The 22262-nt window shown below is 65.2% G+C and carries 23 protein-coding genes and 1 tRNA gene; 13 read left to right on the top strand and 11 right to left on the bottom strand.

The genetic code is table 11. From position 1 onward, the window contains the following. Positions 1-3: 3 nt before the first annotated feature. Positions 4-834 carry a type I methionyl aminopeptidase gene (gene map, locus AC3A6I_RS09895; RefSeq protein ID WP_487543512.1) on the bottom strand — a complete coding sequence of 277 codons (831 nt, stop codon included), beginning with the start codon at positions 832-834 and terminating at the stop codon, positions 4-6. 153 nt (positions 835-987) lie between these two features. Here map and AC3A6I_RS09890 point away from each other — a divergent pair, with 153 nt between their 5' ends. Next, a complete protein-coding gene (locus tag AC3A6I_RS09890) occupies positions 988-1761 on the top strand; it encodes a competence/damage-inducible protein A (RefSeq protein ID WP_487543511.1) in 774 nt (257 codons plus the stop codon). A gap of 32 nt (positions 1762-1793) precedes the next feature. Beyond that, on the top strand, positions 1794-2291 hold the full coding sequence (gpt, locus tag AC3A6I_RS09885; protein WP_487543510.1) for a xanthine phosphoribosyltransferase: 498 nt from the start codon (positions 1794-1796) through the stop codon (positions 2289-2291). Between the two features lie 5 nt (positions 2292-2296). Here the strand turns inward: gpt and AC3A6I_RS09880 are convergent, their stop codons facing one another. Then, positions 2297-2662 (bottom strand): VOC family protein, encoded by a 366-nt coding sequence (locus AC3A6I_RS09880; protein ID WP_487543509.1) that lies wholly within the window; start codon positions 2660-2662, stop codon positions 2297-2299. Positions 2663-2783: 121 nt separating this feature from the next. Here AC3A6I_RS09880 and AC3A6I_RS09875 point away from each other — a divergent pair. After that, positions 2784-2869, top strand: a tRNA-Leu gene (locus tag AC3A6I_RS09875). Positions 2870-2880: 11 nt separating this feature from the next. Then, positions 2881-3162 carry an ASCH domain-containing protein gene (locus tag AC3A6I_RS09870; protein WP_487543508.1) on the top strand — a complete coding sequence of 94 codons (282 nt, stop codon included), beginning with the start codon at positions 2881-2883 and terminating at the stop codon, positions 3160-3162. Here AC3A6I_RS09870 and AC3A6I_RS09865 read toward each other — a convergent pair. Continuing rightward, complete coding sequence (locus AC3A6I_RS09865) at positions 3159-3524, bottom strand: hypothetical protein (protein WP_487543507.1); 366 nt, start codon at positions 3522-3524, stop codon at positions 3159-3161. The genes AC3A6I_RS09870 and AC3A6I_RS09865 overlap by 4 nt on opposite strands. Positions 3525-3803: 279 nt before the next feature. On the opposite strand from AC3A6I_RS09865, the gene AC3A6I_RS09860 reads away from it, so the two are divergent. Both AC3A6I_RS09860 and AC3A6I_RS09855 read left to right on the top strand, forming a co-directional pair. Further along, positions 3804-4154 carry a DUF1304 domain-containing protein gene (locus tag AC3A6I_RS09860; RefSeq protein ID WP_487543506.1) on the top strand — a complete coding sequence of 117 codons (351 nt, stop codon included), beginning with the start codon at positions 3804-3806 and terminating at the stop codon, positions 4152-4154. A 200-nt stretch (positions 4155-4354) separates the two neighbouring features. Further along, positions 4355-4747, top strand: a complete 393-nt coding sequence (locus AC3A6I_RS09855; RefSeq protein WP_487543505.1) for a hypothetical protein — start codon at positions 4355-4357, stop codon at positions 4745-4747. An 11-nt stretch (positions 4748-4758) separates the two neighbouring features. On the opposite strand, the gene AC3A6I_RS09850 is transcribed toward AC3A6I_RS09855, so the two are convergent. Beyond that, positions 4759-5286 carry a dihydrofolate reductase family protein gene (locus tag AC3A6I_RS09850; RefSeq protein WP_487543504.1) on the bottom strand — a complete coding sequence of 176 codons (528 nt, stop codon included), beginning with the start codon at positions 5284-5286 and terminating at the stop codon, positions 4759-4761. Positions 5287-5333: 47 nt separating this feature from the next. Here AC3A6I_RS09850 and AC3A6I_RS09845 point away from each other — a divergent pair, with 47 nt between their 5' ends. Next, the gene (locus AC3A6I_RS09845; protein ID WP_487543503.1) at positions 5334-5894 is read left to right on the top strand and encodes a TetR/AcrR family transcriptional regulator; all 561 of its coding nucleotides are present in this window, start codon (positions 5334-5336) and stop codon (positions 5892-5894) included. Between the two features lie 52 nt (positions 5895-5946). Beyond that, complete coding sequence (locus tag AC3A6I_RS09840) at positions 5947-6471, top strand: methylated-DNA--[protein]-cysteine S-methyltransferase (protein ID WP_487543502.1); 525 nt, start codon at positions 5947-5949, stop codon at positions 6469-6471. 161 nt (positions 6472-6632) lie between these two features. Here the strand turns inward: AC3A6I_RS09840 and AC3A6I_RS09835 are convergent, their stop codons facing one another. Together AC3A6I_RS09835 and AC3A6I_RS09830 are read right to left on the bottom strand one after the other, a co-directional pair. Continuing rightward, a complete protein-coding gene (locus tag AC3A6I_RS09835) occupies positions 6633-7193 on the bottom strand; it encodes a gluconokinase (protein WP_487543501.1) in 561 nt (186 codons plus the stop codon). Then, entirely contained in the window at positions 7162-7932 is a 771-nt protein-coding gene (locus AC3A6I_RS09830; protein ID WP_487543500.1) for a glucose 1-dehydrogenase, read from the bottom strand. Before AC3A6I_RS09830 ends, AC3A6I_RS09835 begins: the two co-directional genes overlap by 32 nt. A gap of 168 nt (positions 7933-8100) precedes the next feature. On the opposite strand from AC3A6I_RS09830, the gene gndA reads away from it, so the two are divergent. Further along, complete coding sequence (gene gndA, locus AC3A6I_RS09825) at positions 8101-9519, top strand: NADP-dependent phosphogluconate dehydrogenase (protein WP_487543499.1); 1419 nt, start codon at positions 8101-8103, stop codon at positions 9517-9519. A 330-nt stretch (positions 9520-9849) separates the two neighbouring features. Here gndA and AC3A6I_RS09820 read toward each other — a convergent pair whose 3' ends face one another. The 3 genes from AC3A6I_RS09820 to AC3A6I_RS09810 form a co-directional block, all read right to left on the bottom strand. After that, positions 9850-13173, bottom strand: coding sequence for a beta-ketoacyl-ACP synthase 3 (locus AC3A6I_RS09820; protein ID WP_487543498.1), 3324 nt, complete (start codon positions 13171-13173; stop codon positions 9850-9852). A gap of 109 nt (positions 13174-13282) precedes the next feature. After that, entirely contained in the window at positions 13283-14371 is a 1089-nt protein-coding gene (locus tag AC3A6I_RS09815) for a M23 family metallopeptidase (protein ID WP_487543497.1), read from the bottom strand. A 303-nt stretch (positions 14372-14674) separates the two neighbouring features. Next, positions 14675-15181, bottom strand: coding sequence for a peroxiredoxin (locus AC3A6I_RS09810; protein WP_487543496.1), 507 nt, complete (start codon positions 15179-15181; stop codon positions 14675-14677). Positions 15182-15331: 150 nt separating this feature from the next. On the opposite strand from AC3A6I_RS09810, the gene AC3A6I_RS09805 reads away from it, so the two are divergent. The 4 genes from AC3A6I_RS09805 to AC3A6I_RS09790 all read left to right on the top strand — a co-directional run bounded on the left by AC3A6I_RS09805 (position 15332) and on the right by AC3A6I_RS09790 (position 20031). Then, positions 15332-18784, top strand: coding sequence for a hypothetical protein (locus AC3A6I_RS09805; protein ID WP_487543495.1), 3453 nt, complete (start codon positions 15332-15334; stop codon positions 18782-18784). A 77-nt stretch (positions 18785-18861) separates the two neighbouring features. Further along, the gene (locus AC3A6I_RS09800) at positions 18862-19311 is read left to right on the top strand and encodes a universal stress protein (protein ID WP_487543494.1); all 450 of its coding nucleotides are present in this window, start codon (positions 18862-18864) and stop codon (positions 19309-19311) included. Between the two features lie 118 nt (positions 19312-19429). Then, the gene (locus AC3A6I_RS09795; protein ID WP_487543493.1) at positions 19430-19711 is read left to right on the top strand and encodes a type II toxin-antitoxin system ParD family antitoxin; all 282 of its coding nucleotides are present in this window, start codon (positions 19430-19432) and stop codon (positions 19709-19711) included. Between the two features lie 59 nt (positions 19712-19770). Then, complete coding sequence (locus AC3A6I_RS09790) at positions 19771-20031, top strand: type II toxin-antitoxin system RelE/ParE family toxin (protein WP_487545011.1); 261 nt, start codon at positions 19771-19773, stop codon at positions 20029-20031. Here the strand turns inward: AC3A6I_RS09790 and tyrS are convergent. Together tyrS and AC3A6I_RS09780 are read right to left on the bottom strand one after the other, a co-directional pair. Next, complete coding sequence (gene tyrS / locus AC3A6I_RS09785) at positions 20028-21284, bottom strand: tyrosine--tRNA ligase (protein ID WP_487543492.1); 1257 nt, start codon at positions 21282-21284, stop codon at positions 20028-20030. The genes AC3A6I_RS09790 and tyrS overlap by 4 nt on opposite strands. Before the next feature lie 162 nt (positions 21285-21446). Next, a complete protein-coding gene (locus AC3A6I_RS09780; RefSeq protein ID WP_487543491.1) occupies positions 21447-22109 on the bottom strand; it encodes an alpha/beta hydrolase in 663 nt (220 codons plus the stop codon). Between the last annotated feature and the right edge of the window lie 153 nt (positions 22110-22262).

The raw sequence follows: 22262 nt of genomic DNA, 5'->3' as shown, positions 1-22262 counted from the left end.
GCGTCAGCGGCGGGCTTCGAGCGGGTTGAACAGGCCGCGCGGCGAGACGGTGAAAATCTCGCAGCCGGTCTCGGTGATGCCGATCGAGTGCTCGGCCTGCGCCGACAGCGTGCGGTCGCGCGTCACCGCGGTCCAGCCGTCCGACAGGATTTTCACGTGCGGGCGGCCGAGGTTGATCATCGGCTCGATGGTGAAGATCATGCCCGGCTTCAGCGCGACGCCCGTGCCAGGCACGCCAAAATGCATGATGTTGGGCTCGTCGTGGAACAGCTGGCCCACGCCGTGTCCGACGAAATCGCGCACCACGCTCATCCGCTCGGCTTCCGCCAGCGTCTGGATCGCCGCCCCGATATCGCCGGTGGTATTGCCGGGCTTGGCCGCCGCGATGCCGGCTTCGAGCCCCGCATAGGTCACCTCGATCAGCCGCTCGGCCTTCCGGCTGATCTCGCCCACCGGGTACATGCGCGAACTATCCCCGTACCAGCCGTCGACGATTAGAGTGAGGTCGATATTGACGATGTCGCCCTCGCGCAGCGGCCGCTCGTCCGGCATGCCGTGGCAGACGACATGGTTGATCGAGGTGCAGATCGAGTAGCGATAGCCCTTGTAGAACAGCGTCGCCGGAATGGCGTTGTGGTCGCGCGCGAACTCGTAGGCGAGCTTGTCGAGCGCCGCCGTGGTCACCCCCGGCTGCACCGCGTCGACCAGCAGGTCGAGCGCCTCGGCGGTCAGGCGCGAGGCCTTGCGCATGCCGGCAAAGCCCGCCTCGCCATGCAGCGGGATAACGCCCGCCGTGCGGCGCGACTTGGTCTCTGCATCGACATAGGTGATCATCGGCAACTCCGTTCAGAATGCTGAAAGTAAGCGTTCATGTTGGCTATGGAAAGGGCCGTTCATCGGGTCAGCAATGCTGTGGCATTCCCCGCGGATTGCTTGACCTTCCGGGCCTCTTCGGGGCAATGCATAATGCCTCTCGCAGGGGCAGATATGTCGTCCGCAACCACCGTCACCGCCGCTCTCGTCGTCATCGGCGACGAAATCCTGTCCGGCCGCACCAAGGACGTGAACATCGGCGCCACCGCCGATTTCTGCACCGAGCTCGGCATCGAGCTTTCCGAAGTGCGCATCGTCCCCGATATCGAGGACGAGATCGTCGCCGCGGTGAATGCCGTAAGATCCCGCTACACCTACGTTTTCACCACCGGCGGCATCGGCCCCACGCATGACGACATCACCGCCGATGCGGTCGCCAAGGCCTTCGGCGTTGCCCTGCCGATCAACCCCGAAGCCCGCGGCATGCTCGAAGAGCGCTGGAAGCAGACCGGCACCGAGGTCAACGAAGCGCGCCTGCGCATGGCCCGCATTCCCGAAGGCGGCACGCTGATCGTCAATTCCGTCAGCGCCGCGCCCGGCTTCCGCATCGGCAATGTCCACGTCATGGCCGGCGTCCCAAAGATCATGCTCGCCATGCTCGAAGCCATCGCTCCCACGCTCGAGGGCGGCCGGAAGATGAAGTCGGTCAGCATTGCCTGCCGCGTCGGCGAAGGCACGATCGGCGGGCCCTTCGGTCGCATCCAGGCCGATTTCCCGGACGTGAAGATGGGCAGTTATCCCCGCATGGGCTCGACCAGCGTAATGACAGAGCTGGTGCTGCGTTCGTCCGACGATGCGCGTCTGGAACTCGCGGCGGGCCGGGTGCGGGAAATGGTGGCCGAAGCCCACCGCGCCGCCGGCCTGCCGGTCGATGCCGAACCCTATTGATTTGATGCGGCGCCGCCGCCAGGAGACCTGAAGTGACGCAGACCGCCCAGAAATCCTTCCCCGTGACGTGGGACCAGTTCCACCGCGACAGCCGCGCGCTCGCCTGGCGGCTACAGAGCCTCGGCCCGTTCGATGCGCTGGTCGCCATCACCCGCGGCGGCCTCGTACCCGCAGCCATCGTCGCGCGCGAGCTCAACATCCGCGTCGTCGAAAGCGTGGCCGTGAAGAGCTACGACCACCAGAACCAGGGCGGCATCAAGGTGCTGAAGCCCATCACCGACGATCTGTTGGCGAAGGCGAAGACCGGCGGCAAGATTCTGATCGTCGACGACCTCGTCGACACGGGCGCTACCGCCCGCGTCGTCCGCGACATGCTGCCGGGCGCCCATTTCGCCACCGTCTACGCCAAGCCCAAGGGCCGCGAGATGGTCGACACCTTCATCACCGAAGTCAGCCAGGACACCTGGATCTTCTTCCCCTGGGACCTCGACGTCGCCTACGTCCCGCCAATCTCGGGCGCGACGGACTGACGGTGTCACAGCTGCTGCACCACGTTGATCCACAGCCCCGAAGGGTCCTTGAGGCTGAACCGGCGCTGGCCGAACGGCTCGTCGGTGAGCGGATAATCCGGCTCGCGCCCGGTCGCGCGGACCTCTTCGAGTGCGGCCGCGGCGTCCTTCACCTCGAGCTCCATACTGGCGCCGGCGAAATACGGCTCCGGCCCGGGCGGATAGGACGGATGTCCGGGCGACATGAAGGCGATGCTCGCTCCATCGGCCTGCATGTAGACGAACCAGTCGTTCTCGAACACCACGGCAAAGCTCAGGTGCTTCACCCAGAAGTCGCGGCAGGCGGCAAAGGCGTCGGTCACGATGATCGGGTAGCGGTCGATGAACTGCATGTCAGGCCTCCAAAATCGATGGCTGACACGGTAAGGGAGTCTCCCTGACAACCGATGTCAGGCTTTATCAGCCTGTTGGCATTTGAGTTTTTGCCATCTTTGTGGGAAGCCCTGTCGCAGCGCGGGCGTGATGGAATGGTAGACATACGGGACTTAAAATCCCGAGGGTGTACACCCGTGTGGGTTCGAGTCCCACCGCCCGCACCACAGGAGCCGGAATGCTGCTCAAGCTGGAAGTTCTCGAAGCCATCAAGCGCGGCGACATCACGCTGCAGTTCCGTCGCTGGACGCGCCCGACCGTGAAGCCGGGCGGCACGCTGAAGACCAAGGTCGGGCTGCTGAAGATCGGCCGTATCGACGACATGTCGCCTGACGATGTCACCGAGGCCGATGCGAAAAAGGCCGGCTTCCGCGACGTCGCCGAGTTCCGCAAATGGCTCGACACCATGAAGCAGGGGCCGCTGTTCCAGCGCATCGAGGTCAGCTACGCCGGCGACTAGGCGCGCCTGCGCTCCTGCACCCAGGGTTGCTCGTCGAGATTGGGGCCGAGGACGGTGAAGCGGGTGAGCGCCCCCGACAACGTCTGTTGCAGCACCGCCAGCGCGCGCACCCACTCGGTGTAGAGCCGCCGGCAGCGGCGCACGCGGTCGAGGGAAACGCAGCGCTGGCTCACCTCGGTGCGCCAGTCCGGGCACTTGGCTTCGCGGGCAAAGCGGCTGATCACCGTGGCATGCGGAGCGGGCAGGGCGAGAACCGCCCAGTAGACGGTCAGCGCGTCCGGGTCCACATGGCGCCGGCTTTCGACCTGCTCGGCCTGGAAGGCCCAGATCAGCAGGTCCTGGATATCGATGCTTTGGGGCATGCTCACCTCTTTCGCCCCCAGCTAGCCTCCCCAAAAACGGCGGAAGGAATACCGGGTTTCCACATTCGGTGCGCTTACCGCTGCGGCTGGTTGACCGGGGGTAAAGCCGGCCCTCGCAGCTTCCACGCAAATCGAGACGAGACTTACTGAGTGCCCGCCAAGCGCTTGTCGTGGCAGCAGAACCTCATTCCGCGAAACACGTAGGCAGCCGTTCAGCGCGACGAGCCGAGGCGTGCGAAGCCGTGCTAGATTGGCTCAACCGGCAGGAGTCGCGGACACATGATCGGCAGCATCCTCACGGGCATCGTCGCCCTGATTCACGTCTACATCCTCGTGCTCGAGATGTTCCTGTGGACGAAGCCGCAGGGGCTCAAGGCATTCGGCCTGACCCCCGACTTCGCCGAGCAGACCAGGACGCTCGCCGCAAACCAGGGACTCTACAACGGCTTTCTCGCGGCGGGCCTGTTCTGGGGCATCTGGCTGGGCGAAGCGGGTGATCCGGTCAAGGCATTCTTTCTGGGCTGCGTTGTCGTCGCCGGCGTCTTCGGGGCCGTCACCGCCAGCCGCAAGATATTGTTCGTGCAAACAATTCCGGCCGTAGCTGCGTTGCTTGGCGTCTGGCTCGGCTGAACTTATTCACAGGCGTTGACTATTGCACTGCAGAAATTGCCGCGCTCGTACAACTTGGATAGTCTGTCGAGGCGGTGTGATCTGGGGGTATTCTCCGATGCGTGACGTGTCCAGGGGGCGGGGCGTCGGCTGGTGGGCAAGTCTGTTCGTGGCCGCGTCCCGCGTATCGCGCCCCATTTCCGGCCAACAGGCAGGCCAACATGACCTCGGGTAAGCAGGTTGCGCTGGGCTGGGACGACCTGACGCCGACTGGCAACTGGACCCACCAGCCAGAAGGTCGGAATGTGCCCAAGAAGGTGGTTTTTCTCGTCGACTACGGCATGGTGGGCCACGGGCTCGCGCCGCTCTTTGTCGATGGACACGCCACCGAGTTGGGCTTCTGGGGCCTGTCGAGCGACATTATCCGCCGGCTCACCCGCCTGAACGAGCTCTACGACCGCCAGATCAACTGGGACGATCCGGCCGACCCGACCTGGCGCATGTCCGAACGTGACCGCAAGGAATTCAACGCGCTGCTGCCTTTCGTCGTCTCCGAACTGCAGATCGCGCTCGGCGACCAGTGGGAGATCGAGGTCGAGAGCCAGCCTCTCTAGCCGGGCAGGGGCTACGCAAAGCTGTAGTGCAGCCGGACGCAGCCGGTGCCGAGCACATTGGCTTCGAGCAGCTTCACGCTCTTCCGAAACCCGGTCGGCGGGAACAGCAGCGCGCCGCCGCCCAGCAACTGCGAGATGACATAGACCTCGATCTCGTCGAGCGCGCCGCGTTCGATGAAGGCCATCTGCAGCTGTCCGCCGCCCAGCATCCACACATCGCCGTCGTCGAGCGCACGCAGCTCCTCGATCAACGCTGGAACGTCGCTGCGGATCTCCACCGGTGCCACGGGATTGTCGATCGGCCGCGAGGTGACGACGATGCTGCGCTGCTCCTTGTATGGCCAGTCGGGGACGTTCCTTTCCATCCAGTCATAGGTCGAACGCCCCATCACCACGGTGCGGATGCGCTTGATGAACAGGTTGTAGTCGAACTCTCCCAGCTGCATGTCCGTGCGCTGCGTCAGCCAGTCCAGCGTCTCCTCCGGCTCGGAGATATACCCGTCGAGGCTGGTAGCGATATAACCGACGATGCGGGCCATGATGGGTCTCCATTGTTTGTAAACGAACGTTCGTTTATATAGCTGGCATGGCTAGGCCACGCAAGATTTCCGACGAAGATGTCATCGAGGCCGTCGCCGGCCTGCTCGCGAGCGAGGGGCCCGCGGCACTCACCTTCGCTGCCGCCTCCGAGGCGACGAAGCTGTCGCCGGCCACGCTGGTGCAGCGCTACGGCAACCGCGACGCCCTAATGCAAGCCGCGCTCCTCTGGATGTGGGATCAGCTCGATCTCGAAACCGCCGCCGCCGACGCGGCTCACCCGCGCGACCCCGAGGGTGCCATCGCGCTGCTGGTCCGGCTGTCCACCGGCTACGGCGCGACCGACGATCACGGGCAGGGCTTGCTCCTGCTGCGCGAGGATTTTCGCGATCCCAAGCTGCGCGCCCGCGGTGCCGCCTGGCAGCAGGCGCTCAGCCATGCCCTCGGCCGCCGCCTCGCCAGCGATCCGGCGAGGCAGGATCACCTCGGCCGCCTGATGGCCAGCCAGTGGCAGGGCGCCATCCTGTGGTGGGGTTTTTCCCGCGACGGCACGCTACGCAGCTACCTCAGGCGCGAACTGCGCGACTGGCTGCACACGATCGGCGCTTAGCTTCCGTCAAATCCGGGTTCAATCCGCCCATCCAAGCGCCTATCTTGAGAGGATGCACTACCGCATCATCGATACCGCGCTCGGACAAATGGCCATCGGCTGGACCGATATCGGCCTGTCGCGCCTGATGCTTCCCGGCGAATCCCCCGCCGAAATGCGTCAGCGCATGGAGAGCAAGGGCCGCACCGAGCAATCTGCCGCCCAGCCCGAGCTTGTCGCCCGGATCGAAGCCTACACCGAAGGCGCCGAGGACAATTTCGCCGATCTCCCCGTCGACCTCGACGGTGTCCCCGACGTCAACCGCCGCATCTACGAGCGCATCCGCCAACTCGCCTGGGGCGAAACCACCACCTACGGCGCCATTGCCCGCTGGCTCGGCGATGTCGCGCTCTCCCGCGCCGTCGGCGCCGCCATGGGCGCCAACCCCATCCCGCTGGTCATCCCCTGCCATCGCGTCCTCGCCGCCGACGGCAAGACCGGCGGCTTCTCCTCCCCCAACGGCGTCCGCACCAAGATGCAGATGCTGGCGCTGGAGCACGCCGCCTCGCCGACGGGGCAGTTTTCCTTCGGGTTCTGAGTTTGGCAGCTGGGGCGTGATCGTCCGCCACCCACGATGTCATCCCGGCGCAGGCCGGGATCCATCCTGAGATGCCGCAACGCGCCGTGGATGTGGAAAGACCTCAGGATGGGCCCCGGCCTCCGCCGGGGTGACCCTGTGCGTGTGGCGTAGTTCGCGAACTACTGCCCCCGCTTGAACACCTTCAGATACGTCAGTTCCTTCGTCACCTTCGTCGCGATCGACTCGACCGGATCGTCCACGTCCACCTTCAGCACGTTCTCGTCCGCCGCCGGCCGCTCCAGGGTGGCGAACTGGCTGTCCAGCAGCTTGGGGTTCATGAACTCGTGCTGCCGTGCCTCGATGCGCTTGCGGATGGTTTCGATGTCGCCATCGAGGAACACGAACAGGATAGGCTCGCCCGCCTTCTCGGTGAGATAGTCGCGATAGGCCCGCTTCAGCGCCGAGCATGCCCCGACGGCCACGCCCTTCTGCTCCGCGGCTTCCGCCAGCGCCTTGGCCAGCGTTTCCAGCCAGGGCCAGCGATCCTCGTCGGTCAGCGGAATGCCGGAGCGCATCTTCTCCTTGTTCGCGGGCGGATGGTAGCCGTCGCCATCGAGGAAGGGTGCGTGCAGCCGCCGCGCGATGGCCGCGCCGCTCGCCGATTTGCCCGACGAGGCGACGCCCATGGCGATGATGATGCGGGCCCCCTCAAACGGTGGCTGTGAAGGCGCCGTCGACATAGAGAATGTGTCCGTTGACGAAGGAGGAGGCTTCGGAGGCGAGGAACACGGCCGCGCCGCCCAGCTCGGCTGGCTGCCCCCACCGGCCCATGGGCGTCCGCGTTTCCACCCAGGCGCTGAATTCCTTGTTGTCCAGCAACGCCTGGTTGAGTTCGGTGGCGATATAGCCCGGCGCGATGCCGTTGACGTTGAGCCCGTACTTGGCCCAGTCCACCGCCATGCCGCGCGTCAGGTTGGCGATCGCCGCCTTGCTCGCCGCATAGGGCGCGATGGAGGGCCGCGCCAGATTGCTCATCACCGAGCAGATGTTGATGATCTTGCCCGTCTTGCGCGCGATCATGCCACGCGCCACGGCGCGCCCGACGATGAAAGCCGACGTAACGTTGGTCGACATCACCTGCTCGAACTTTTCCAGCGGAAAGTCCTCGAGCGGCACCCGGTGCTGCATGCCGGCATTGTTGACCAGGATGTCGATCGCCCCGATCTCGGTCTCGGCATGCGAGATGGCGTCGTCGACGCTCTCCTCGCTGGTCACGTCGAAAGCCAGCGCCTTCACCCGCGCGCCGCCCTCGGCCAGCCGCGCCGCCGCTTCGCCCAGCGCTTCGGGGTTGCGCGAGTTGATGATGATCTCGGCCCCGGCGCCGGCCAGCGCCTCGGCGATGCCGAAGCCGATGCCCCGGCTCGAGCCGGTCACCAGCGCCCGCTTGCCCTTGAGGTTGAAGTGCGAAAGCGTATCCAAGCTGCCCCTCCGTAATTGGCGCGACACTAGTGGATCGCGCCCCTGCCGGTAAACTGCCAATCCGGCGCTCTCCCTAGTCCGATGGTGGGGGGCTGAGGGGTGGCATTCCTGCCATCGCCATGCCACAAAGCCGCCCCGGAACTGAATAACTCCCAACGGAGAATGAATATGGCGTCTGCCGATATCGGCCTCATCGGCCTTGCTGTGATGGGCTCGAACCTGGCGCTCAATATCGCCGAAAAGGGCTACACCATTGCGGTTCACAACCGCACGGCGTCCCGTATCGACGATTTCGTCGCGACCGCGAAGGAAGAGGGGCTCGATGGCAAGGTGGTGCCCGAGGCCGACCTCGTGCAGTTCATCCAGTCGGTGAAGCGCCCCCGCTCGATCATCATCATGGTCAAGGCCGGCAAGCCGGTCGACGAGATGATCGAGCAGCTGCTGCCGCACCTCGAAAAGGGCGACGCCATCCTCGAATGCGGCAACTCGCTCTATACCGACAGCCAGCGGCGCTTCGAGTACCTGCGCGACAAGGGCATCGGCTTCCTCGGCATCGGCGTCTCCGGTGGTGAAGAAGGCGCCCGCCACGGCCCCTCCATCATGGTCGGCGGGCCCGAGGCGCAGTGGAAGAACGCCCAGCCGATCCTCGAGGCGATCTCGGCCAAGTTCAACGGCGAGCCGTGCTGCGCCTATCTCGGCGAAGGCGGCGCCGGCCACTTCGTCAAGATGATCCACAACGGCATCGAGTACGGCGACATGCAGATGATCGCCGAAGTCTATGGCGTGATGCGCGACGGGCTCGGCATGAACCCGGCCGCCGCCGCAAAAGTGTTCAAGGACTGGGACAAGGGCCCGCTCAACTCCTACCTGATCGAAATCACCGGCCTCGTACTCGAGGCCGTCGAGCCCAAGACCGGCAAGCCGCTGGTCGATCTGATCCTCGACAAGGCCGGCCAGAAGGGCACCGGCACCTGGTCGGCCATCGCCGCCCAGCAGCTCGCCGTCCCGGCCACGGCCATTGAGGGCGCCGTCGCCGCCCGCTCGATCTCCTCCCGCAAGGAAGAGCGCGTCGCCGCCGAAGCCGTCTACGGCAAGCCCGCCGCCGGCAAGGCCGATGTGTCGCTCACCGATCTCGAGCAGGCGCTGCTCGCCGGCAAGATTGTCTCCTACGCGCAGGGCTTTGCCGTGATGGCCAAGGCGTCTGAGGAGAATGGCTGGAACCTGCCGCTCGCCACCATCGCCAAGATCTGGCGCGCGGGCTGCATCATCCGCTCGCGCTTCCTCGACCAGATGTCGGCTGCCTACGCCAAGGGCGGCGCCACCAACCTGTTGATGGTTCCGGACTTTATCGAGATCATGAAGTCGGCCAACAAGTCGCTGCGCAAGGTCGTTTCGGCCGCTGCGCTCGGCGAATTCCCGCTGATCTGCCTATCGGCCTCGCTGGCCTATTTCGACAGCTACCGCCAGGCCCAGGGCACCGCCAACCTGACCCAGGGCCAGCGCGACTTCTTCGGCGCCCACGGCTTCATCCTCACCGACCGCGATGGCGAACAGCACGGCACCTGGCCGTCGACGCTGGGCAAGTAAGACAGGGGCACCGGCCTCTCCGCGATCCTCCCCCGCGTGGCGGGGGAGGGGGACCAGCGAAGCTGGTGGAGGGGGCGGCCACACGCACCTCCCTCTCGGTCGTCATCCGCGGGCTTGACCCGCGGACCCATAGGACGCTGAGGCTGTGCATGGGTCCGCGGGTCAAGCCCCAGGCATGACGGTGGCAGGGGCGAGACCACGCCCAACCACCAGCTGTCATCCCTGCGAAAGCAGGGATCCACCTCTCCACCAACGCGGGCGGTGAAATGGATCCCTGCTTGCGCAGGGATGACAATCGAGTTTGGGACAGAGCTTGGCGCGCGAGCCGCCTCAGCTCGGCTCCACTACCGTAGCGACCGCCGCGGCGTACGTGATCCCGCCACCAAACGCCACCAGCCCCAACCGCTGCCCCGCCTTGGTCGCGGGCAGGGCGTCCATCAGCGCCAGCGGAATGGTCGACGAGCTGGTATTGCCGATGGTCTTGATGATCGAATGCGCCGGCCGGCCCGAGCGGCGGGCGATGGCGTCGATGATGCGCTGGTTGGCCTGGTGCGGCACCATCAGATCGATATCGTCCATGCTGATGCCTTCGGCGGCGCAGGCCGAGGTGAGCGTCGCGGTCATGGCGCGCACCGCATCGGTGAACACCTCTCGCCCGTTCATCTTGACATAGCCCTCGCCGGCGCGCGGCACGCTGAGCAACTCCCCGGATTCGGGCGAGCCGGAAATCGTCGGCTGCGCGTAGGTGAAGAGCAGCGGTTGTCCATGCGACGCGCCCTGCACCAGCGAGGCGGTGGCGGCATCGGCAAACAGCACGGCGGTGTTGAAATCGTTCTGGTCGAGCAGCGGCGACAGCACTTCCGAGGTCACCACCAGCACGCGCGCATCGGGATTGTTGCGCACATAGTCGCGCGCATTGGCGAGCGCATAGAGATAACCCGAGCAGGCCGCGTTGATGTCATAGGCCGGCAGCGTTGCCCGGCCCGATGTGCTCACCGCATCGGCAACCCGGCAGGCCAGCGATGGGGTGATCACGTCCGGCGTACCCGTCGTCGCGATGACGAGATCGATATCGCCGATCTCGAGTTTTTGCTCCTCGAGCAGCTTCTTGGCCGCCGCGGTCGCGAGCGACAGCACCGTCTCGCCCGGCTGGATCCAGCGGCGACTTTCGATGCCGGTGAGCTTGACGATATCGGCCACGTCGCGCGTCTGCCAGTTGCCGCGCAGGTCGGAATTGTGAACTTTTCGGGCGCCGGTGACGCCGGCAATCCCGACAACGCCCACCGCCACCTCGGCACGCCCGGCGATCACCGGAGCGGCAACGGCCGCGGTCCGGCGCTTGAGGATCGCCTTGTCGATGCGCTCGGCCGTCACCGTGGTCTGCTGCTTCACCGAAGCCGGATCGGCCTCGACGAACAGCAGCGGCGCGCCGACCGGCACCTTGTCCTTCAATGCCACGGCGATGGACAGCACCTTGCCCGACACCGTCGCCTGCACGTCCACAGCCGCCTTGGTGGCTTCCACCACCGCGACGAGGTCGCCGGTCTTGATGACGTCGCCCGGCTTCACCAGCAGCTCGACAATTTCCACTTCGTCGTCCGCCGGTCCCGAGCCGATCGCGGCAATCGCCGCCGGGCCGGTTTCGACTTTCGGCGCTTCCCAGCTCAGGTCGAACTCGAGCAGCGCTGCGGCCGCTTCCATGATGCGCCGGTATGACGGCAGGGTCTCGATCTGCCGCTCGAACTGGAACGGCACATGGATATCGTCGCGCGTCACGCGCCTGGCCGTCACCGGCATGCCGGCCCGTTCCATCACCGTCGCCATCACCTCGGCGCCAAAGCCGGCGGTGTGGTTGTCCTCGTGCACGACCAGCAGGCGCTTCGTCCTTCGCACCGAACGCAGTACGGCTTCCTCGTCCCACGGCGAAATCGAGCGCAGGTCGATGAGCTCGATTTCAGCCCCGGCCTGTTCGAACGTCTCGGCCGCCAGCGCCGACTGCGCCAGCGGATTACCCCAGGTGACGAGCGTCAGCTCATTGCCGGTCCGTACCGTACGGGCACGCCCCGGCGCCACGAATTGCTTGGCGACATCATCCGAGGTGCGCCGATCCGAAAGGTTCAGGGCGCTCTTGGGGTAGAGGAACACCGTCGGCCGGCCGCTCTCGAAGGCGGCGTTGAGCAGCCCTGCCGCGTCGCCGGCGGAGGACGGCATCACCACGTCGATGCCCGGCACATGCGCCAGCACCGATTCGAGCGTCTGCGCATGGAACGGACCGAGCCCGGCCTTGTAGCCGCCGCAGCTCACCATCAGGATCACCGGCGCCTGCCATTGCCCGTCGGTGCGCCAGTAAAGCGAGCCGAGCTCGGAGATGATCTGGTTGAACGCCAGCGGCAGGAAATCGGCGAACTGGATGAAGGCTACCGGCCGCTGCCCGGCAAAGGCACGGCCGATCGAGGTGCCAACAATCGTCGATTCCGACAGCGGCGCGTTACGCACCCGGCCCGGGAAGGCCGTCGACAACCCCTTGGTGACGCCGAACACGTCGCCCTTGGGGTCCTCGATGTCCTGGCCCAGCACATGGATGTCGCGATGCGCGGAAAGCTGCTCGCGCAGCACCCGGTTCAGCGCTTCGCGCATGGTCAGGTTCGGCGCCGCGGCGTCGCCGCGATATTCCTTGGTCGTCGCGAACTCCGCCGGGTAGGGCGCCTTGGCCGCCCCAGCCGTCTGCGGTGTCTGGTCGGCCCGCGCCTCGGCCACCGCGGCCGCCACTTCGGCGATCAGCGTCGTCTCGAGCTGGGTCAGCGCCACATCACCCATCTGCGATTCGCGCAGCGACTGGCGGATCGCCTCGAGCGGATCGCGGCCTGTGCCGGCCTTGAGGTCGTCGGCGCTGCGGTAGAGCGCCTGGTCGTCGGCATTGGTGTGGTCCGACAGCCGCTCGAGCTCCATCAGCACGATGGCCGGGCCGCGCGTGGCGCGCGCATGGGTCACCGCCGCCTCGAAGGTCACCCGCGTCGCCGTCAGGTCCACGCCATCGACGCGGCGAATCGGCAGGCCGAGATAGCTGTCGGCGGGGCCGGTCGGCAGGTCGAAGAAGGTCTGCCCCGGCGTCTTGGTCGAAATCGCCCAGCGATTGTCCTGGATCACGAACACCACCGGCGCTTCGCTGCGCACGGCTTCCGCCACCGCCTCGAGGAATTCGCCCTGTTGCGTCGTGCCATCGCCCACGCAGCAGATCACCACCGGGGCGTCGGGATGGAACTTCACCGCCTGCGCGTTACCCACCGCATGCAGCGCATTATTGCCCACCGGGCCGACCATGGAGGCGACCTTGAGGTCGTGCGCCGCGTAGTGGGCGCTCATCTGCCGGCCGTTGGAATGCGATCCCGCCGTGGCGAGCAGGCTGCGGAAGAACTCCACCACCGGCATGCCGCGTGCCACCAGCAGCGCCTTGTCGCGATAATGCAGGTGCAGCCAGTCGTCGCCATTGAGGAAGTCGGCGAGCAACGCGGTCGATTCGTGGCCGGCGCCCGAGACATGAAAATGCGCGAGGCCCTGCTTCACCAGGTCCTGCTCGACGCGGTCGATCTCCCGCGCCAGAAACATTGCGCGGTGCAGCCGCAGCATCGTCGGAATATCTGATGTCATCAGCATTGCGTGCGGACCCTAAACCCGCCCCAAATGAAAAACCAGAACAACTATCCGGCTTTGGCCGGATGCATGGCTGATTTGCTCGGCGCGTTGCCGGGTTGCGACGGCAAGGTCAGGTACCGATCAGGTGCGCCAGCTTCTTGCCCACCGCAAGATACTTGCCGGGGTCGACGGCATTGTCGGCACGGCGGACTTCGAAGTGCAGATGCGGTCCGGTCGAGCGGCCGGTCGATCCGACTTCGGCGATCGGCGTACCCGTGTTGACGACCTGGCCTTCCTTGACGAGGTAGGCGCTCAGATGCCCGTAGCGCGTCAGCAACCCCGGCCCATGGGTGACTTCCACAGTCTTGCCGTAGCCGGCCCGCTCGCCGACATAGCTCACCTTGCCATAGCCTGCGCTCAGTACGGGCGTACCCCGGGGCGCCGGGAAATCGATGCCGGCATGGAAGGCGCGGCCGCCGGTAAAGGGGTCCTTGCGATTGCCGAAATTGGAGCTGATCCGGTCGAGTCCACCCATCGGCTCGTGGATCGGCGCCAGGTCGAGCGCACCACGGGCCGCCTTGAAGCGCACCAGCGCCAGATAGGCCGCACTCGCATCGTCGACGATGCCGTCCGAATCGCTATCGTCCACCGCGGGTTCGAATGGCCCGCCGACGGCGTCCTGCTCCGGCATGACCGGCTGGATGCCGATGCCGTTCAGCGCGACGAGGATATCGTCAGTCGAGCGGGTCGCTTCCTCGGAGAGGGCGGCGAGAGCGAGGCGGCTGTCGTCCATCATGCGAGTCATCGACGCGCCGATCTCGGCGAGGTCGCCGCTCCTGGCGACGGGCACCGGCACTACGGGAGCATCGTCGATGGAGACCGGCAGGCTCGCCGTCTCGATCCCGAGTTCGGCCGCCTTCTGCGCCAGTTGCTGCACGAACTGGTGCTGCTCGAGCAGCACTTCCTGCTGCTGCGTCAGCTCCTGCAATTGCAGGTTGATGTCGCCGGCCTGCGCGAATTGCCGCGAATGCAGGCGATCGACCTCGACGCGCAACTGCGCGATCCGGTCCTCATAGGCAGCGACCACGAGTTCCTTCTGCCCGCCGAGGAGGGCCGCGATGTCGGGCGACATCATCAAGCCGACGGCGGTCAGCACGTTGGTGCCGAACAGCACGGCGAAGCTCAGGTAGAACACCCATGGCCGGATACCTGCGACCATTCTGGTCGCGGGCTTCGGGGCTGAACCGAAGACCTTGGGAGGAGGCTGGACGCCTGCGGATTTCGTACGCACGACCGCGACTCCGGGACGCTACTCGACTGTCGCGATCATGATCCGTTAGGGTTAACAAACGCGAAAAGTGGCCGGGGCCCGTGTCCGGCGGTTCACGTTGAAGCGGTCCACAAACTCCGGCGTCATCCCCGCGAAGGCGGGGATCCAGTAGCCCCACACTCGGTGCTCGACTGGGTTCCCGCCTGCGCGGGAATGACACCGTGGAGAGGCTCCTTCGGTGGCAAGCACACGTCAGACCCGCTTGCGTGCCTTCGTTGCCGCCGCGGCAGGAGACAGCGCCCGCACCGCCTCCAGCACCTCTTCGGCATGGCCCTTGATCCGCGTGGCATGGAACACGCCCGCCACCTTGCCGTCCGGCCCGACCAGCACCGTCACCCGCTTCACGCCCATGAACTCGGTGCCCCACAGCTTCTTCAGCTGCCAGATGCCATAGGCCTCGATGGCTTTGCGCTCCGGATCGGCGGCGAGGGGTACGCCGAGATTATACTTGTCGCGGAACGTGCAGTGCTTCTCCACCGTGTCGGGCGAGATGCCGACCACCACGGCGCCGAGCTTCTTGAACTGCGGCATCAGGTCGGTGAACTCGATATTCTCAAGCGTGCAGCCCTCGGTGTCGTCCTGCGGATAGAAATACAGGACTACCGGGTGCCCGAGGTGGTCGGACAGGCGAAACTTCTCGTAGGCATCGGTGATCAGCTCGAAGTCGGGGGCGACATCACCTGGGGAAATGAGGCTCATGGTCTCTGGCATCGGTGGAAGGACTGGCTCAAAACAGCGGCGCGCGGGCTTTTGGTGCCATATTCAAGCCCCTATCATTGGGCACTGCACCGCTGCTCGGTTTGATTCTACGATAGGGCGGCAGGGCGAGCAGTCTCAAGTCGGAAAGCAGTGAAACCTACACCGGCCCCCGGTTCCCAGCTCCGCAAGCGCTCGGCATGGCGCACCCTGGGCAAGATCGCCGCGGCGCTGGTCGCTGCGCCACTGGTGTTGCTCGTCATTCTGTATGCCGTGCTGCTGCTCACGCCGATCCCGCTGCCCCTCGTCAATTCGCAGGTCCGCAACCTCGTTCTGAGCTCGATGCCCGAGGGCAGCCAACTCGAGCTCGGCGACATGGCGCTGGCGCTCGAGGGCCTGGCGCTGCCGGTGATCAAGTTCAGCCCGGTCGTCTATACCGACACGCTCAACGGCGGTTCGGTGAGCATGGAGGCGCTCGAGGTCGGCATTTCGCCCACGCGTATGCTGGTCGGGCAGCCCGGCGCCATCGTCACCGTGGTCGGCCCGCACCTGCAGGTGAACCAGGACCTGTTCGGGCCGCGCCTTGCCAAGTTCGAGTATGTCGATGAGCCGAACGGCGAGCGCACCGTGCGCATCATCGAGGGCCAGCACAGCTTCCCCGAGGTGAACCTGTCGCCCGAGGGGCTCGCCGTCAAAGGCGAGGTGCCGGACGCCAATCTCGGCATCCGCTCCGACAACGACTGGCTGATCTACAACCTCGAGGCCGCCGCCAAGGGCGTCGCCGGCATCGTCGAGCAGGCGCGGGCAGGGACGTTCTCCCGGCTGATCGTGCGCAAGGGTGCGCTCGACATGAACGACGCGCTCTACGGCATCCTGCGCCACTTCACCGACATCACCATCGATATCGCCGCCAACGCCGATGGCGACGGGGCCGCAGGCAATTTCTCCGCCACCATCGGCGGCTCGGTGATGAACGGCATCATCGAGTGGGTGGAGCAGCCCGACAATGCCGCCCGCATGAAGATGTCGATCACCAATTTCGACCCTTCGGCCTTCGCGCCGCTCGCCGCCGAGCAGTCGATGGGCATTGCCGGCACCATGTCGGTATCGATCGATGTCGGTTTCACCCGCGAGAGCAAGATCACCGACGGCATCTTCCATCTCGACATGACGGGCATGGACGTACGGGTGAACGACCAGTATTTCCCCATCGCCACCTCCATCGCCGAGGTGAAGTGGGAGCCCGCCATCGGGCAGTTCACCATGGCCGATACACGGGTCAGCGTCGCCGAAAGCACCGGCACGGTCAGCGGCGTGTTCAAGCTCGGGCTCGACCAGCTTTACGGTCCTATCGTCGGCATCTCGGTCTCGGCCAGGGATGTCGCCATCCACGACGAGACCGGTGCACCGCCCGAGCCGTTCAGCGCCGTCAGCTTCCAAGGCTGGTCGGCCCCGCTCTATGGCGCCACCGGCATTGACCAGTTCGAAGCCAGGAAGGCCGATGGCAGCCAGCTGGTCGCCACCGGCCGCGTCGACATGGTCCGGCGCGGCACGGGCTTCGACCTGCGCGTCGGCGGCGACGGGCTTTCGGCCGACGACATCAAGCGGCTGTGGCCGGCTTTCCTCGCCAAGGAGTCGCGCGACTGGTTCGTCAAGAACGTGGTCGGCGGGCACATCACCGCTTCCACCATGCGCTATTCCTTCCCGGTCGGCTCGCTCGGGGCGCCGGGCGAGAACAAGCCGATGCCCAAGAACGCCATGTCGATCGACATCACCGGGGTCGGCGTGAAGATCAAGGCGCTCGAGACCATGGATCCGATCGCCATTGACGGCCAGATGAAGCTGACCATGCGCGACACCGACATCACCATGTCGGCCGACGGTGCGACCATCCCGACGCCCAAGGGCAATATCGGCATCGCCAACGCCGCCTTCGTCATCGGGGCCAACAGCGACACCGAAAGCCTGTTCGAGATCTCGGGCCAACTGTCGGGCGGCATTCCGGCACTGCTCGACTGGACCCGGACCAACCAGCCCGATGCGCTCAAGCAGGTGGCGCTGCCGGTCAATCTCGATGTCATCAACGGCAACCTGTCGCTGGGGCTGGTCGCGACCATCATCACCGACAAGGCCACCAACGAAGCCAAGAGCATCAACTACACCGTCAACGGCAAGGTGCAGGATCTCGCCACGGCCTCCCCGATCGAGGGCCACACAGTCGGCAATGGCCAGCTCTCGTTCCAGGTCACGCAGGCTGGCTTCAGCATCGACGGCACCACCGAGTTCGACGGCGTCGAGGCGGACGTCGCCGCCAAGGGCAAGCTCGATCCCAAGCAACCGGACCTGATGCTGAGCGCCACGGTCGATTCCGACGCGTTCAAGAAGTTCGGCTTCGACGTCTCGTCGTTCCTCGACGGCCCTCTGACGGTCGTGGCAAAACCCATGCCCGACGGCAGCGTGCAGATGGTCGCCGACCTGACGGACGCCAGACTGAGCATCGCTGATCTCGGAATAAGCAAGGCCAGGGGCGTACCAGGGCAGGCGCAGGCCCAGATCAAGCAGGACGGAGACATCATCGACATCAGCCGCCTCGACCTCGGCTTTGGCGATGTCAGCATCGAGGGCGGGCTCGGAATCGACATCAAGAACGGCCTGCAATCGGCTGAATTCACGTCATTTTCGCTCAGCCCTGGCGATCAGGCCCAGCTCTCGCTGACCCCGATCCGCAACGGCTACGAGTTGCGCCTGCGTGGCGACCAGCTCGACCTCAAGCCCATGCTGCAACGCCTGTTCAGCCTTTCCGGCGACTCGACCGGCGGGCCGCAGTCCTCGCTCACCAACCAGACCATCGCGCTGGACGTCGAATTGAAGCGCGCCCTCGGCTTCTACAAGACCACTGCCTACAACCTGAATCTCGACCTCGTGCTTCGCGGCTCCGACCTGCAGCGGGTCAATCTTCAGGCCAATCTCGGTGGCGAGCGCAACGTCTCGGTCACCACCAACCCCACGCCCGACGGCAAGGTGATGTCGGTCGCCTTCAACGACCTCGGCACGTTGCTCAGGCTGGTGAACGTCTATCCCAATATCGAGGGCGGCGAGGGCAGCCTCGTGCTCGAGACCATCAACGACAGCAAGCTCGACCAGGGCCTGTTCACGCTGAGAAATTTCGCCTTCGTCAACGAGAACGCAGTGCAGCAGATCCTCGCCAACGACAACTCGTCGCGGCAGGTCGCACGCTCGGGCCGACTCGAATTCCGCAGCGCCCAGGCGCAGTTCATCCGTCGCAGCGACCGCGTCGAGCTGGTCGATGCCGTGCTCGCCGGCAATACTGTGGGCGGCACGGCGCGTGGCTTCATCTATACCGACCGGCGCGAATACGACATCACGGGCACCTATGTGCCGCTCTTCGGGCTGAACAACGCCTTCGGCCGTATTCTCGGACCGCTCGCGGGGCGGCAGGGCGAGGGCCTGTTCGGGGTCACCTTCGCGGTGCGCGGACCGCTAGACAAGCCCGACTTCAAGATCAACCCGATGTCGGCCCTGGTGCCCGGCGCTTTCCGCCGGCTGTTCGAGTATCGCGCGCGCGAAATCCCGCGTGAGGAGTAGGTTGATCTCGATCAAAGTATGAGTTGAACGACGGTGACAGGCTCACGACATACTCTCTAATCTGGAGGTAACTGATTATGTACGCTCACATTCTCGTCGCGACCGACGGCTCCGAACTGGCCGATCGCGCCCTTGATCAAGCCATTGCGCTGGCCAAGGCGCTCAGTTCCGAAATCACCATCGTAACGGTGAGCGAGCCTGCCGCCGTAGTCGGTGCCGGTTACTCGGCGGTCGCCGGGACCATCGTCGATCCGATCCCCGAACTGATCGAAGCGCAGGAAGAGGCGGCCAAGGGCCTGCTCGACAAGGCCAGCGCCAAGGTCACCGGCGCCGGCGTTCCGGTGAAGACCGTCTACGTCAACGACAGCTTCCCGGCCGAGGGCATCATCCTCACCGCCCAGAACACCAAGGCCGACCTGATCGTCATGGGCTCCCACGGCCGCCGCGGCCTCGGCCGCCTGCTGCTGGGCAGCCAGACCAACAACGTCCTGGCTCAGACCAAGATCCCGGTGCTGGTCACTCGCTAGAGCGCTTTCAAGAAAAGCTGCAGACTTTTCTGGTTCGAGAGCGCGACTGATTAAGTGCCTGGTGGTATGAAATAGTCATACCGCATGCTAGGCTGATCTCCACCTATGGAGGTCAGCCATGTCCAAAGTCGTCAAACGCACCTTCAGCCTCACTGAAGAACAGGCCGCCTTCATCGACGCCAAGGTCGAGTCTGGCGGCTATGTCTCGGGCAGTGAGGTGATCCGCGAGGGCCTGCGGGGCCTGCAGGAAGACGAAGCAGCAATTCAGCGCTGGATCGCCGAGGAGGTAGTTCCGACGCTGAAACGGATCGACGCCGGTGAAGAAGACCTCATCGACATCGACGACGCTTTCGAAGAAATCCTGGCCGAACTTGATGCGCTTGAGAAGCGCTCGGCATGAACCGCCGGGTCGTTCTTTCCCGCACGGCTCTATCAGATCTGGCGAAGATTGCGCGATGAATCAGTGAGGCCGGCGCCCCGCACACCGCCAGGCGCTACGTTCAGCGGATCAAGGCAAGATTGGCCGGCCTGACCGATGTGCCCGGAGCTGGCCGCGCCTTCGAAGCAGATGGGTCGGAGCTGCGCGTAATAGGCTTCGAGCGCCGCATCATGATCGCTTACCGCGTGGAAAAGACCCGCATCATCGTAACGCGGGTCTTCTATGGTGGTCAGGACTGGGAACGGGCTCTGCGAGGCAATGGTCCTGAAGCCGGCTCCTAAACCGGCTTCAACAGCGCGTGCTTCTTCTTGCCGACCGAGAGCTTGATCACGCCTTCCGTCAGCACCGCCGCCGTCCCAAGCGTCGCCCGCTCGTCGCTGACCCCCTCGTCGTTCACCCGCACCGCGCCCGATTGCACGTGCCGGCGCGCCTCGCCGTTCGAGCCGGCGAGCCCGGCCGTCACCAGCGCGTTGAGCAACCCGATCCCGGCCGCAAGGTCGGATTTCGACACCTCGAACGTCGGCAGCGAAAGGTCGATGACGCCGGCCTCGAAGGTCGCCGAGGCAGTCGAAGCCGACTGCTCCGCCGCTTCCCGCCCGTGGACGATCGCCGTGACTTCCGTGGCGAGGATTTTCTTCGCCTCATTGAGCTCCGACCCGCCCAGCGCCTCGAGCTTGGCGATCTCGTCGAGCGGCAGGCGGGTGAAGATCTTCAGCCACTTGCCGACATCGGCGTCTTCGGTGTTCCTGAAATACTGCCAGAAGTCGTAGGGCGAGTAGATGTCGCCATTGAGCCAGACGGCGCCGGAGGCCGACTTGCCCATCTTCTCGCCGGAGGACTTGGTGAGCAGGGGCGTCGTCAGTGCGTAGAGCTGCGCGCCACCCATCTTGTGGCTCAGGTCGACGCCATTGATGATGTTGCCCCACTGGTCCGAGCCGCCCATCTGCAGCACGGTGCCGTAGCGCTTGTTGAGCTCGACGAAGTCGTAGCCCTGCATGATCATGTAGTTGAATTCGAGGAAGGTCAGCGACTGCTCGCGCTCGAGCCGCATCTTCACCGAGTCAAAGCTCAGCATGCGGTTGACCGAGAAATAGCGGCCGATCTCGCGCAGGAACTCGACATAGTTGAGCTTCAGCAGCCAGTCGGCATTGTTGACCATGATCGCGTCGGTCGGGCCGTCGCCATAACGCAGGATGCGGCTGTAGACCTTCTTGATGCTCTCGATGTTGCTGTTGATCTTTTCGACCGTCAGCACCTGCCGCTCGGCCTCGCGACCGGTCGGATCGCCCACCATCGAGGTGCCGCCGCCCATCAGGCTGATAGGCCGGTGACCGGTTTCCTGCAGCCAGTAGAGCAGGGTGACGGTGATCAGGTTGCCGATATGGATCGAGGTCGCCGTCGCGTCATAGCCGACATAGCCGGTGATCGTCTCCTTGGCCGCCAGGGCATCGAGCCCTTCGGGGTCGGAGATCTGGTGGATGAAGCCACGCTGATCGAGGACGTTGAGGAAGTCTGATTTGAACTTGGCGGCCATGGCTGGGCTCTGACGGTTGCGCTGTGGGGCTTCGGTTTCTCACCGGGTCATCCCCGCGGAAGCGGGGATCTCCGTTCGGCCGGCGCTCGCCTCAAACAGGGATTCCCGCCTTCGCGGGAATGACGCCGGTGGTGGGACGGGATAAGGCTCCCATCAGGACGCTCAGCGCCCCTTGCCCGCCGCGATATCCGCGCGGCGACGGTCGAGATACTCGGCGCAACGCTCGGTCAGTTCGTCGATCTTGTTCTCGTAGAAGTGGTTGGCCCCTTCCACGATCTGCTGCTCGATGGTGATGCCCTTCTGCGTCTTGAGCTTGTCCACCAGCTTCTGAACCGACTGCGGCGGCGCCACGCGGTCCTTGTCGCCATGGATGATCAGGCCCGACGAGGGGCAGGGCGCGAGGAACGAGAAATCGTAAAGGTTTTCCGGCGGGCTCACCGAGATGAAGCCCTCGACCTCGGGGCGGCGCATCAGCAGCTGCATGCCGATCCAGGCGCCGAACGAGAAGCCGGCGATCCAGCAGCCACGCGACTCGCGGTTGAGCGTCTGCAGCCAGTCGAGCGCTGCGGCCGCGTCCGAGAGTTCGCCGATGCCATGGTCGAAAATGCCCTGCGAACGGCCGACGCCGCGCGAGTTGAAGCGCAGCACCGAAAAGCCCCGCTGCGCGAACATGTAGAATAGGTTGTAGACGATCTGGTTGTTCATCGTCCCGCCGAACTGCGGGTGGGCATGCAGCACGATGGCGATCGGCGCGTTTGGGTCCTTGCCCTGCTGGTAGCGGCCCTCGAGGCGGCCTTCGGGTCCGTTGAAGATGACTTCTGGCATAGGTTCTTTCCCTGGCCCGCCAATCCCATGCACGTGGCTCATAGCTCACGCGCGGGTCGGGCCTCGCGGCTTGACGAATGATACGCCGCTGCCTAAAACATGGGCCGAAAACTCCAGTTTCGAATAATTCTAAACTGAGTTTTCGAAGGCGGC

The sequence above is a fragment of the Devosia sp. Soil_C_22 genome, from assembly GCF_057657195.1.
This window is presented reverse-complemented; position numbering and strand designations above follow the sequence as displayed.